Source organism: Leptospira terpstrae serovar Hualin str. LT 11-33 = ATCC 700639 (assembly GCF_000332495.1).
GTDB lineage: Bacteria > Spirochaetota > Leptospiria > Leptospirales > Leptospiraceae > Leptospira_A > Leptospira_A terpstrae.
The window spans coordinates 152,250-164,794 of the sequence record NZ_AOGW02000002.1; the positions used below are offsets into that span (position 1 = coordinate 152,250).

A 12,545-nucleotide genomic window follows, 5' to 3' on the forward strand; every position below is an offset into this window, starting at 1 on the left:
TCTAAAAAGGAATTTACAATAGAGTAAATATTATTAGGATATAAATCCAAATTCAATGGACACAGCGAAAACTAAAAGTACGAATTTTTACGATTCTGTTTATACGGTAGTAAAAAAGATTCCCAAGGGAAAAGTTACGACCTATGGACATATTGCATTACTTTTGGGAAATCCAAGGGCCGCAAGGGCAGTAGGATATGCATTGAATGCTCTTAAAAAAGAAATGGAATCAAAAATCCCATGGCAAAGAGTGATCAATGCAAAAGGGCAAATTTCCTTTCGGGGTGATGGTTTTCGTGCAGACTTACAGAAAAAAATCCTTCAATCAGAAGGTGTTCTCTTTGATTTAAACAATGATACATTAAATTTTGACAAGTACGGATGGTTTCCATAATATGACAAAAGATTTACCCATTACCTTAACAATTGCCGGTTCTGATTCCGGAGGTGGTGCTGGCGTGCAGGCGGATCTCAAAACTTTCTCGTCTCTCGCATCTTTTGGAACTACTGTCTTTACATGTTTGACTGCACAAAATCCAGATGGAGTGAGCGGTATATTTGAAATCTCTCCTGACTTTGTATCTGCCCAACTAAAAGCAGTCGCAGGATACTTTCCTATCAAAGCAGCAAAAACAGGAATGTTGTATTCTGCTGAAATCATCAAAACTGTTGCTGAATTTTTTTATGAAAACCCTGATATACAATTGGTTCTTGATCCAGTGATGGTAGCCACAAGTGGAGCAAAACTCTTAAAAGACGATGCAATTCTATCTTTGACCAACGACCTTATACCACTTGCCAAGCTAATTACGCCTAACTTAGATGAGGCGTCGCTTCTCTTGGGTGAAAAAATTCATCAATACGACCAACTGGTCCCTATGGCAGAAAAGTTATTTCAAAAATACAATGTTCCTATTCTTTTAAAAGGGGGGCATTTACCAAATGCTACAGAAGCTACCGATGTTTTGTTTGATGGGAAATCCTCCTATCTATTTTCAAAACCTTTTTTGAAAGGTAAAAACACCCATGGAACAGGCTGCACCTATTCCGCTGCGATTACGTCCTTCCTTGCTCACGGCAAAAACTTACCAGAGGCAGTTGGTTCTGCAAAAGAGTACCTTCACCTAACCTTAGAAGACGAAATCAAAACTGGCCCCATCAATCATTTAAATCACTTTCCAGAACCAACCAACTGAACTAAAACCTAATATTCGATATTGAGTTCTTTGATTTTTTTATCCAAAGTGTTTCGGTTGATTCCTAAGAATTTTGCCACACGAGTTTTGGTGTAACGGAACTTTTTCATCGCATATTGGATGAGTCTTGATTCTACTTCACTTACAACGATTTCCATTGCACGACCATCTAAGCCGTCAAGTTGTCCTGGTGTCAATCTTCCAGATCCTAAATCCAAAGGTTCCGCACCAGATACAGTTTCTACGTGATTCTGTTGAGTTACCTCTGTTGTGTTTTCAGGCATTTCTTCAAGACTTGAAAGAATATCAGAAAAATCCTCTTCGCTGAGTATTTCATCTTGAGCAAGAACTACGGCTCTTTCAATGACATTTTCCAACTCACGGACGTTACCTGGCCAACGATACTTAAGAAGTAGTTTTGATGCTTCTCGCGAGATCCCTTTAATTACTTTATTATTGTCTTTTGTGTATTTTTCCAAAAAGTGATTCATCAGAAGTGGGATGTCTTCCACTCGATCACGTAACGGTGGTGTATTGATCTTTACTACATTCAATCGATAAAAAAGATCGGCTCTAAACTTTTTCTCTGAAACCAGTTGTTCCAATTCCGCATTGGTAGCCGCAATAATTCTAACATCCACCTTCTTTGCTTTGGTTGAACCAATCGCTTCAATTTCTCGTTCTTGCAAAACACGAAGAAGTTTAGATTGTAAGTTCAAATCCATTTCACCAATTTCATCCAGAAAAATGGTTCCAGTATCCGCTAATTCAAACTTTCCTTTTTTATCTGTCACCGCTCCAGTAAAGGATCCTTTTTTATGACCAAAAAGTTCACTTTCTAGTAAATTCTCAGGAATGGCCGCACAGTTGATTTTGATAAATGGATTTTCAGAACGAGAACTATTATAATGAATTGCATTGGCAATCATCTCTTTACCAGTTCCAGATTCACCTGTAATTAAAACGGAAGCTCTAGAATCTGCAACAAGTTGGATTTTTTCAAACATCTTCTCCATACTCGCCGCTTTTCCGATGAGCGATCCAAACTTGTATTTATTTTTTAATTCTCTTTTGAGTTGGATATTTTCACGAGAAATTTCTTTTTTAGCTTCTTCTACTAAATTCTGAATTTTAATCGATTGAGAGATAATGGACGCAACCACTTGCAAAAAATCTAAATAAGATTTTAAATCCGTATGTTTGTTTTGAACTATAAATGCATTTACAACACCTAACATAGTTTGTTCACTTAAAATAGGTGCACACAATAAACTTACATTATGTGGATCATGTTTAAAATGTGATAAATATCCTACTCGATTTAAAAAATCAGGATGGCTTGCGACCGACTCAATAATGATTGGTTCCCCAGATTCATATACTTTTCCAGTAATTCCTTCCCCTGGTTGGTAACTTCCTTTATCGATTTCTTCTGGTGATAAACCCGAAGCCGCAACAATACGAAGAAGTCCTTCTTCCTTATTGAATAAAACAATGCTCCCTTTTTCTAATCGGAGCGATTTTTCCATCGTGACCATAATTGAATCAAAAACTTCGTTTTGGTCCAACGTGGAACTAACTACTTTTGAAATTTCTATGAGTGTTGCTTGTATTTTGGTTCTTTGTTCTAAACTACGAATTGTTTGTAAGTTTTTAAAAATTTGTCCTGCTTGGTTTGCAAGGACACTAACAATTTCTAACATCTCTGCGGTAAATGCATTTAAACGATTGGAGTCAAGTGAGATGACACCGATGATATCATCTTCCATAATCATCGGAGCAACTAACTCTGACTTGATTTCTTCCTTTACTTGAATGTAGTCTGGATCTTTTGAAACATCATTTACCAGCTTCGCTTTTCCAGTAGAAGCTGCCATCCCCGTAATCCCTTGCCCAATTTTGAGTTTGGTTTCACGAAGTAACTGTTGGTTCATTCCCCGCGAAGTGACTGCGTCCAATACCCCATGTTTTTCATCGATGAGCATTAGTGATCCCGATTCCACACCACAGATTTGGATGCATCGATCCAAAATAAGTTCGAGTAGCCCGTCTGGGTCTTGGGTTGAATTCATAGCCGTAGCTACTTCATGGATGGATTGGATGGGATTAAATTTTTTCACGCTCATAGTTCTTGCTCTTTAGTATTACGCTCTGCCTCGAAAGAATACAGAAAAACATTGTTAGTGACCAATACACTATGCTTATTTATTAAACAAATAAACCATTTTTTAATCATAACTACCGACAACCTTCCGATTTCTGCAGAAAAAACAACATTTGCTTATAGATTAAGCATGAATCGTACCAGGTTTCTCGGATCTGACGGAAATTCTTGTAGCTTATGAAAAAAGAAATCGAATACCTTGGCTTAGGATGAACCGAGAGCCCACTGATGACAGGATTTGTTTGCTCTGTGCTGAATCTCAGGTTCCCAACGGGATTACCAAGGATGGTCGTTTTTTCTGCCAAACTTGTGATCGGGAATGGATTTTAGAAAAACGTAAAATCCCTCGGATCGGAAAAAACATCCTAAGTTCGCAAGAAAAGACAGAATTTCTTTTGGACAATCTTTCTCTATTCAATTCCTCCATGGGTTTGGAAGAATTAATGCAAAGATTTACTGAACTTATATCCGTCCGTTTGAAACGCGATAAAGTAGCGGTCTTTATCACCAATTTAGAGTTAGGTGAAATTAAACTCGCCTACTATTCTAGTAGGCAAAGAACATTACAAAGAGCCATCAAACGAATTACATTGGATTATGATTTGAGTTATGGAGTTTTGATTGAAGCGATGGCGAAAGGAGAGCCTTGTTTCTATAAATTTTCCGAACAAAGCCATCCATTCTACGAATTTTATTCGAAGCTCACAGGCACAAAATCACAACTTGTCATTCCCATTCTCTATGCAAATACTGCGGTAGGAATGGTAACCATTGATTATGAAGAAGAAGATTACTCCGACTATTTGGAAGACCAAGAAATTTTGCAACTTGTAGTTGGTCAATTTGCAGTATCACTTCGAAATTCTCTTTTGTTTTCTAAATCAGAAAACCAATCCAAAAACTTCCAAAGTTTGCATACAGCGGCACTGACACTTAGCCAACTGTATTTAAACAATCATGATGAAATGATTCGTATGATTCTATTGACACTTTCAGGAATTGTTGAATCCTCTTTGACCTGTCTTATTGAAAGAACAATTGACTCGTCGAAAGCAAAAATTTTCAAACTTTATAGGGATTTAGAGAATCACCAAATCCATACAAAAACAGAATCCATCGATGTTGATAAAATCATTTCTCTATTACAAACAAATGAAACGATTACTGTGGATCCAATTACGAATCTTAGTTTGAAAACTCTTGAGATTGAAGGAAAAGAATCCATGGTTTTCCCACTCACTTTGGAAAATGGAACCGCTTGCGTTTTTATTCTCACTAAACAAGACAACCGATTCCCGCAGGATGAAATAGAAGCGCTGAACGCCTTCGTTTCCTTAGCAAGAATCACTATGGAAAATTCCAATTTATACCAAAACCTTTCCAATAAAGAAAGATTGGAAAAAGAAATTGAAATTGCAAAAGAAATACAAAGTACCCTTTTACCTAGAAATGCTCCAGAAGCGGAAGGTTTCTCTTTTGGTGGTTTTATGGTACCAGCACGTGGGATTGGCGGAGATTATTATGACTTCATACTTTCACCTAACAGAAATGAATTGTTTATTTGTATTGGAGATGTAAGCGGTAAAGGGGTTGCAGCAGGCCTAGTGATGGCAACCGTAAGAACCATCCTTCATTCCCTCGTGCGAGTGAAAGATTCTCCTTGGGAAATCCTGAATGATATCAATAACTACCTGTATACAAGTTATAAGGAAGCGATCACTCCACGATTTATGAGTATGATTTTACTCAGATGGAATTTAATAACAGGAGAAGTGCAATACTCTGGAGCTGGACACGGAAATTTTTACCACTACAAATCAGATTCTAAATCTCTTTCTGTCATCGAAACAGAAGGTGTAATTCTAGGAATCCAACCAGATATTTCCTCCTTTAAGAATGAATCCAAATTGCGGTTCCACTCGGGTGATACCATTTTATTATACACAGATGGTGTGACAGAGGCGCGAAACTCAGCCGGAACACAGTTTGGAGAACACGAATTAAAATCTAATTTTCTCTCCTTTATCTCACTAGAGCCAAAAAACATACTCGAGAAGATCTATTTCGAACTAAAAGAATTTGTCAAAGAACAGGAACAACACGATGATATCACTATGGTGGCAGTAAGGAAGATATGATCCCAGAAATCCCCACTTCTATTTCTAAACTTTTTGAAGCTGCCTTGGCCAGGATGGGAAACAACATTCCTGCATTCTGGGCAAAAAACAAAACCCAATTTCTCATTGCTTATTCTGGAGGAAAAGACTCCTCTATTTTAGTTTTGTTTTTTAACTATTTAAAAGAAAGATACCATATCCAAACTCCCACTTTGTTTTATTTGTCTCATGGGATTCGTTCCATTGAAACAGAAGAAAATGAATTGATTCAATTTTTAAAATCTACAGGATTCCCTTTCCATTTTGTAAAAAAAAAATCCCAAATCTTTCTCTCAAACTGAAGAAAGGTTTAGAAGAAACGGGAAGGCTCGTTCGTTACCACGAACTAAAAAAAATTACCAATCAAATTCCTGCCATTATCCTCACCGGTCATCACTGTAAGGACTATACAGAATCCATTTTTTTACATCTAACAAGAGGAGGAGGGAAAAAAGCTTTTTATACACTTCCACCTTTTGATGGAGAACGTTTTCTTCCTTTAGTGTTTTTTGAAGATAAAGAGTTGGACTTACTCTACGAGTTTGTATCCAATCATATGAAAATATTTGAAGATGAGTCCAACAAAGATCCAATCTACAAACGTAATCGAATCCGAATGGATTTACTTCCAATATTAGAAAAAGAAAATTGGAACTTTCATAAAACTTATTGGAATTTTCATGATCGTTCCCAACTCAATTTACATTTTGATTTAAAAAATGAACCTGTTTCCAAACAAGAACCTCATATCTTTCGTATCCCTCACGAAACCTGGACAAGTCTCAACTTATCCTCAAAAAAAGAACTGATCGATTTTCATTTAAAATTACTCGGTCATTATCCTTTATATAAATCAGGATTTGATAACTTCCATCTCCAATCGGAAGGAGAAAGAGCTTTTTTAGAAAATAAAAACTGTTTCCTATACAAATCAAAGTTTGGTGATCTGTTCATCATTGATAAAAAATCCCCAGCTTTTAAAAAAGCAGTCTCCCATCGGGAAGGAGATAACCTTTTCATTGAATGGAATCAAAACAAGTTCAAACTTTCTGATCCATCGGAAAAATACAGTCTTGGATCTTGGCACCATGGCCAAAAAATCCAAATTCGTTCAGGAAATAAGGAAATTTCCGAATGTATGAGAGAAAACGGAATTCCATTTTTCTTAAGAACCTACATTCCTATTCTCTATTTTGATGGAGAACCGATTCAAATTTTATTTTCTCTCTTTTCGAAAAGCGAAAAGAATTATCCCAAACGAATCTATCTGGAAAGGTGAGCTAGATGCACAAGTATTCTAAAGAAATACCCTTTCCGGAAACTAAATTCTTCACTTCCATTGCCAACCTTAACGAAAAGGAAGAATTGGATTCCATTCCTTCCATCGCCTTTATGGGTAGGTCCAACTCTGGGAAGTCTAGTTTACTCAACGCACTCTCTAACCACAGAGGTCTTGCTAAAGTTTCTAGAACTCCCGGTAAAACAAAACTAATTAATATTTTCCGAACCAGAGAAGGTTTTAATCTAGTCGACTTACCTGGATTTGGTTATTCAAAGGCCTCTCACAAAGAACATAAAGATATGATGAAACTTTTAGAAGGTTTCTTAAACACATGGCAAAATTTGAAAATTTTATTTATCCTTTGTGATTCACAAAGAGAATTTCCGGAAGAAGAACTTTCTACCATTGAAGTTGCCATGGAGAAAAAAATCAAACCTGTGGTGATCCGTACAAAAATAGATAAACTAAATCAAAGTGAACAACACCGAGTTCGTACGGATATGGAAACTTCAATGAATAAAATTGGCGTTCCCTTTAGAGTGTTTTATGTATCGGCTACAACAGGTAGAGGTGTTGGTGAGTTACGTGAGTTTATCGTGGAAAATATGATTCCATCAAACAAAGGTGTCTAAATAATTACCAGAATTAGATTCGGTTTGTACACTCATCATTCCAAACAAATTAGAAGTCATCATTTTACGAAAATCTGTAAGCAGGGCAAAAGTTTCTCTTAGTTGTTCTTTTACTCGGATCAGTCTTACTTCTTCTTCTAATCGTTTTTTTTCTGACTCAATTTCTTTCAATCGTTCCGCAGAATGAACATCGGTTGACGACTTTTTTGTTTTCTCTGATTCTAATCGTGTTTCGAGTTCTTTTATTTTAGATTCCAATTCTTTTTCATGAGACTTTTGCATTAATTCTTTTGGATTTAATTTACTTTTCTCTTTTGCATTGGGTTTTTTATCTTCCTCCTCTTTTAGTTGGAAAAGATCCTTTATCGACTTTCCATCTGAATAAGGAGTGAGTGTGGAATCTTCATCTGGATTTGATTTTGCACGAGTGACTGCATGTGTTTCCCCACTCACAGCCACCATCCGACCATCTCTTAATTCATAATTGATTTTTACTTGTACAGATTGTACATCTCGCCCTTTGCGGATGGCTTCATTTTTGAATTCGGCAGCATGTCCGAGTTCATGCGAAATGACATGTAAGGCGGAAAGGGATTCAGGAGCACTTTCCAATTGTCCATGACCGACATAATTCACCCGGCGATCTTTTAAAAGATCTACATTCATACGATTGAATGGGGACTCGTCGATTCTCATGGAAACCTCACCACCTAATGGGTACTTCGGTTTGTCTTTAGAAAATATTAGTAAGAAATTGAATTTTTGAAAAGCGAAAACTCTCCTGGAGGACCAGGAGAGTGAGTGAAAATTGTGACTAGAGAGGGGTTACGGGCCTGTGCGAACGCATCGGACATAATTCCTTTGTGTTTTCACTACATTTCTTTGTACCCCGTAAGACTGTCTGTCAAAGGAAATTGCATAAGCAGTTTCCCCTGGAAGGTCCTCGTGATTTGACCAAGCAGTCCAATAATCTTCTTCTTGTGTAGAAGGAAAAAATTGGAGTGTTGCCGCCCGACCAGGAATCACTAACCTTTGGTATTCGATCGCTGTGGGAACTCTCCAAGTGGCACCTAAGTAGTTACTGTTTTGGCAAGCACCATACAATTCGCTGGATCCAGCAATCCCAATGGAAGAAAAACCTTGGATCACTTGTGGAAACGCAACCGAGTTACATGCATGTGTTTTAGAATCACAAAATGCAACTTGAGCGGCCCCTGCTCGAGCGGAATCATAAGGATTGAAAATAGAGCCTTGCGGAGCCCCCAAACAATCATTAAATCCCGCACGGTATACTTGGCCATGCGTACATTTTTGCCAGACTAAATTGGCGACAGTATCAGTGATGGTTCCATTACCATTGTCACGAAGACTTTGGTTGGCGATGAGACCAGCAAACAGCTGGTTGGTTTCTTCCGGGCTTAAACCGTAGATATCTTCTACCGGCTTCATTTCACAGTTCATGAAAAAAGATAAGACCAAAAGAGCGAAACAATATTGAATTTTTTTCATAAGCTCTGCCCTCCTAAAATATATGGTTAAAGTTAATGAAAGTTTGTCTATCTTCATTCGAAATCGCATGATCAAAATAGATAACAGTTGCTTGGTTCCAAGGAATTCGTAAACCAATACCTCTAGAGTGTTTGTAGTTTTTTAGATTTGCATCTTCAGTGCGATCCCAAACACGTCCTACATCATAGAACGGAACCAATTGGAAATCAAAGTGTTGCCCACCAAATTCCGCCTCAGCGAACTTCCAACGAATTTCAAAGTTTGCAAATGCCATCGTTTGGCCTACAAAACGATCCTGTTTGTAACCACGGATGGTAGTCCTACCACCTAAACCAGATTGGTTGGTTTCTGTTCCCCACATGTTGCGGTATTCATAAAATGGAGCATCCCCATTGGTTTGGATCATCGTTCCACGCGCAGCGAGAACAAACTTTTCCAAAATTTCCGGAGGTTTGCTGGTAAACCATTGTACGGGGCTTATGAAAATACGACCTGATACCAAGTTCTTGTTGAATTCGGAAGTAGATCCAATGGCCTTTGTGGAACGTTCATGAGTGTATTCTAAAAACAATCCGCGATTGGGGTCTGGTTCAAAGTCACGAGTGTCATAAACAATCCCGGCACGAACCGTATTTGTATAACCACCGTTAATTCCCTTTATCTTTCCATCTTTATCATCGCGAGTTAACTTGGTTTCCCCTTGCGGTGTTCCAAAAGTACGATCTACATCAAGAAGTCCTAAAATTCCGTCGGCTGGACCTAACTGTGCATCGTTATACTTTCCGTCATAAGTTCGAATGATTTGTTTTGATAGACGAACACCCGTTACCGTACGAAGTGTACCTCCGAAAAAAGAGTACTCACCAGAAGTACTAAAGTTAGGATTTTCAATGTCATAACGATTGTATCTGTGATCACTTACAATAGGAGCTTCGCCAGATCCTGCATCCCCTGGACGACGATAATTCAAATTGTCTTCATAATCGGAAAAAGGAGCATTCCTTCTGATCTGACCATTGGGATCATTTCTTTCTAAATAAGAAAGGGGTTGGAGGGTATTTTCTCCTACACCAAAGAAAAGAGAGTTTGGATTTCGCTCATAGACTAAATCTGCACGGAGTCTCCACTTGGTATCGAAGATATACGGTGCATCGATACTTAACTGGTGGTAGGGAGCTCGTTTTGTCGTATTAAAATACTGAGCAAATACCCTTACACGGTAGGGAGTGTATTCAAACATGGGCGAAGTTTTCGCTCCATTGTAAAAATAAAGCACACGAGCCCCATAACCGACACCCACATTGGGATCAGAGTTGATGAGAGGAAGACCTGTAAAGTACCCACCCTCTTTTTTATTCTTAAAATCCCTCTCGCTCAGTCTCTTTTTTTCAGAGATCTCGAACGGAAGGTCGGTCCGGGGTTGACGTTCCTGACCGAAAACCCCATGAAAAAACGAAAAAAACAACAGAAGCGTAAAACTTCTTATAATATGATTGTACATTCTCTACCTATCAGCCAAAGAAACTGCCTTATGGTGGGAAGTTTGAAAAATATGTCAAATAGATTCGAAAATTTATGTTTTTTCCGGTTCGATTCTGTGTAATATGATCAGCACTTCGTCTTGTTGGACTAGATCCCCTTGCGATTTTCTAATCTCCTCTACACGGCATAGATAAGGGGCCTTAACGGCGTTCTCCATTTTCATCGCTTCCAAAATCAGAAGTGTTTCCCCTTGTTTGTGTTCCTTTCCGACTTCAGTAGAGATTTGCACTACTTTCCCTGGCATAGGACTTTTGATTTCTGGAGATGTTTGGGCTCCACCTTCATACTGCCGTTCGGCGAGTTTTCCACTCCAAGTTTCTCCTTTCCAATGAAGAAAAAGTTCATTTCTTACTTTAAGAAATTGTAATACTGATCCATCATTCATGAGAACAGATTGTAATGGATTTGTATTCGATGAGTTTGTTTTTTCTTTTACCAAATCATTCAATTGGAAGGAAAAAGATTCCAACCCCAATCGAACTCGAACAGAAAGACCGCTCACATAAACAGAAGCAGGTCCAGATTTTGTTTCAAATAAATAATCCATATTAGGCGGTTTCCTTTACCCAAGGGTTAATCGATTCTTTGGAAGTAAAAAAAGCTCCCGCTAAGGCCAATTTCAATTCCTCCTTGGTTTTGTCTGACAAAAGTTCTGATTCATTGTCTGCAATGAAGTGTGTTGATACCTTTCCCTCAGCAAATTCTTTTGTAGAAACAAGTCTTTGTAAAAATTGTAAATTTGTTTTGGGACCAAACACAATCGTTTCCGACAAACATTCGATTAGGCGGTGAATCGCTGTGATTCGATCATCTCCCCATACAATTAATTTTGCAATCATGGGATCGTAAAACATGGTGATCTCAGAGCCCGAAACAACACCTGAGTCGATACGTAAGTAATCTTTAGTAGGAAAGGATATATGGTGGATCCGTCCAGTGGATGGTAAAAAACCTTCTTTTGGATCTTCTGCATAAATTCGGACTTCCAGTGCATGTCCTTTTTGGGGAGGAGTTTGAATTTGTGGTAGTGTTTCTCCTTGGCAGACTCGAATTTGCCACTCCACTAAGTCAAGTCCCGTTGTCATTTCTGTTACAGGATGTTCAACCTGCAAACGAGTGTTCATCTCAAGAAAATAAAACTCGCCCGCTTCACCTAATATAAACTCTACGGTCCCAGCTCCTTCATATTGAACTGACTTGGCTGCCATCACTGCAGCTTCAGACATTTTGGATTTTAGTTCTGAGGAATATCTAGGGGCAGGAGTTTCTTCCACAACCTTTTGGTGTCGTCTTTGTAGGGAACAATCCCTTTCATGTAAGTGAATGATATTTCCTTTTGTATCGCCAAAAATTTGGAACTCCACATGTCGTGGATTGGTGATGTATTTTTCCAAAAGGATACGATCATCACCAAATGCAGAAAGTGCTTCCCGTTTTGCTGATAGAATACCAGGTTCTAATTCTTCGGGTGTATTGATACGTCGCATTCCTTTTCCCCCACCGCCGGCACTTGCTTTCGCCATAATGGGATACCCAATTTTTTCGGCTTCTTTTTGGAATACCGACATTTCCTGAGACGCACCTTCATAACCGGGAACAACAGGTACACCATTTTTTGCAACTAACAAGCGTGAACCGATCTTATCTCCCATTGCTTCGATAGAATGAGGTTTTGGGCCGATGAATCGAATTCCATGTTTTTCTAATTTCGTGGCAAAATCAGTATTTTCAGATAAAAATCCATAGCCAGGATGGACAGCATCCGCTCCGGTTTCCAAACAAGCCTTAATGACCTTCTCTACATTTAAGTAAGAAGAACGGGCATCGGTTCCGCCTAAAGAGAACGCTTCGTCTGCAGACTGGACAAATAAACTTTGTGCATCTGGATCGGAAAAGACGGCAACAGTTTTGATTCCCATTTTTTTTGCGGTGCGGATGACACGTACGGCAATTTCGCCACGATTGGCGATGAGTATTTTTTGTATCGGCTTCATGTGAGTAGGATCAAAACTAATGTGCCGTGAAAATAAATCAACAGAAAGATCGGAAGTCGATTGACCGCCT

Annotated in this window: 12 protein-coding genes; 6 read left to right on the forward strand and 6 right to left on the reverse strand. The window is 38.5% G+C overall.

The features are described from left to right. The first annotated feature begins 55 nt into the window (after nucleotides 1-55). Both LEP1GSC203_RS00840 and thiD read left to right on the forward strand, forming a co-directional pair. Nucleotides 56-394, forward strand: a complete 339-nt coding sequence (locus LEP1GSC203_RS00840; RefSeq protein ID WP_002971775.1) for an MGMT family protein — start codon at nucleotides 56-58, stop codon at nucleotides 392-394. A 1-nt stretch (nucleotide 395) separates the two neighbouring features. Beyond that, a complete protein-coding gene (gene thiD, locus LEP1GSC203_RS00845) occupies nucleotides 396-1,196 on the forward strand; it encodes a bifunctional hydroxymethylpyrimidine kinase/phosphomethylpyrimidine kinase (protein ID WP_002971658.1) in 801 nt (266 codons plus the stop codon). Between the two features lie 8 nt (nucleotides 1,197-1,204). On the opposite strand, the gene LEP1GSC203_RS00850 is transcribed toward thiD, so the two are convergent. Beyond that, nucleotides 1,205-3,322: a sigma-54-dependent Fis family transcriptional regulator gene (locus tag LEP1GSC203_RS00850; protein WP_408605588.1), complete on the reverse strand. Its 2,118-nt coding sequence runs from the start codon at nucleotides 3,320-3,322 to the stop codon at nucleotides 1,205-1,207. 247 nt (nucleotides 3,323-3,569) lie between these two features. Between LEP1GSC203_RS00850 and LEP1GSC203_RS00855 the strand changes: the two genes are divergently transcribed. From LEP1GSC203_RS00855 to yihA, 4 genes are read left to right on the forward strand one after another with little or no spacing between them, the layout of a single operon-like run. Further along, the gene (locus tag LEP1GSC203_RS00855) at nucleotides 3,570-5,498 is read left to right on the forward strand and encodes a GAF domain-containing SpoIIE family protein phosphatase (RefSeq protein WP_002971764.1); all 1,929 of its coding nucleotides are present in this window, start codon (nucleotides 3,570-3,572) and stop codon (nucleotides 5,496-5,498) included. Further along, nucleotides 5,495-5,818: an ATP-binding protein gene (locus LEP1GSC203_RS20070; protein ID WP_002971905.1), complete on the forward strand. Its 324-nt coding sequence runs from the start codon at nucleotides 5,495-5,497 to the stop codon at nucleotides 5,816-5,818. The genes LEP1GSC203_RS00855 and LEP1GSC203_RS20070 overlap by 4 nt, the downstream gene beginning before the upstream one ends. Then, entirely contained in the window at nucleotides 5,815-6,795 is a 981-nt protein-coding gene (locus LEP1GSC203_RS00865; RefSeq protein WP_039936814.1) for a tRNA lysidine(34) synthetase, read from the forward strand. Before LEP1GSC203_RS20070 ends, LEP1GSC203_RS00865 begins: the two co-directional genes overlap by 4 nt. A 5-nt stretch (nucleotides 6,796-6,800) precedes the next feature. Continuing rightward, nucleotides 6,801-7,430, forward strand: a complete 630-nt coding sequence (gene yihA / locus LEP1GSC203_RS00870; RefSeq protein WP_002971589.1) for a ribosome biogenesis GTP-binding protein YihA/YsxC — start codon at nucleotides 6,801-6,803, stop codon at nucleotides 7,428-7,430. Here yihA and LEP1GSC203_RS00875 read toward each other — a convergent pair. The 5 genes from LEP1GSC203_RS00875 to LEP1GSC203_RS00895 form a co-directional block, all read right to left on the reverse strand. After that, nucleotides 7,413-8,126: a hypothetical protein gene (locus LEP1GSC203_RS00875; RefSeq protein WP_002971624.1), complete on the reverse strand. Its 714-nt coding sequence runs from the start codon at nucleotides 8,124-8,126 to the stop codon at nucleotides 7,413-7,415. The genes yihA and LEP1GSC203_RS00875 overlap by 18 nt on opposite strands. Nucleotides 8,127-8,255: 129 nt before the next feature. Beyond that, on the reverse strand, nucleotides 8,256-8,939 hold the full coding sequence (gene lsa25 / locus LEP1GSC203_RS00880; RefSeq protein ID WP_002971684.1) for a surface adhesin Lsa25: 684 nt from the start codon (nucleotides 8,937-8,939) through the stop codon (nucleotides 8,256-8,258). A gap of 13 nt (nucleotides 8,940-8,952) precedes the next feature. Further along, nucleotides 8,953-10,440: an Omp85 family outer membrane protein gene (gene omp85, locus LEP1GSC203_RS00885; RefSeq protein ID WP_039936816.1), complete on the reverse strand. Its 1,488-nt coding sequence runs from the start codon at nucleotides 10,438-10,440 to the stop codon at nucleotides 8,953-8,955. Between the two features lie 72 nt (nucleotides 10,441-10,512). Next, the gene (locus LEP1GSC203_RS00890; protein WP_002971829.1) at nucleotides 10,513-11,028 is read right to left on the reverse strand and encodes an acetyl-CoA carboxylase biotin carboxyl carrier protein subunit; all 516 of its coding nucleotides are present in this window, start codon (nucleotides 11,026-11,028) and stop codon (nucleotides 10,513-10,515) included. 1 nt (nucleotide 11,029) lies between these two features. Next, a complete protein-coding gene (locus tag LEP1GSC203_RS00895; RefSeq protein ID WP_002971582.1) occupies nucleotides 11,030-12,475 on the reverse strand; it encodes an acetyl-CoA carboxylase biotin carboxylase subunit in 1,446 nt (481 codons plus the stop codon). Nucleotides 12,476-12,545: the final 70 nt, after the last annotated feature.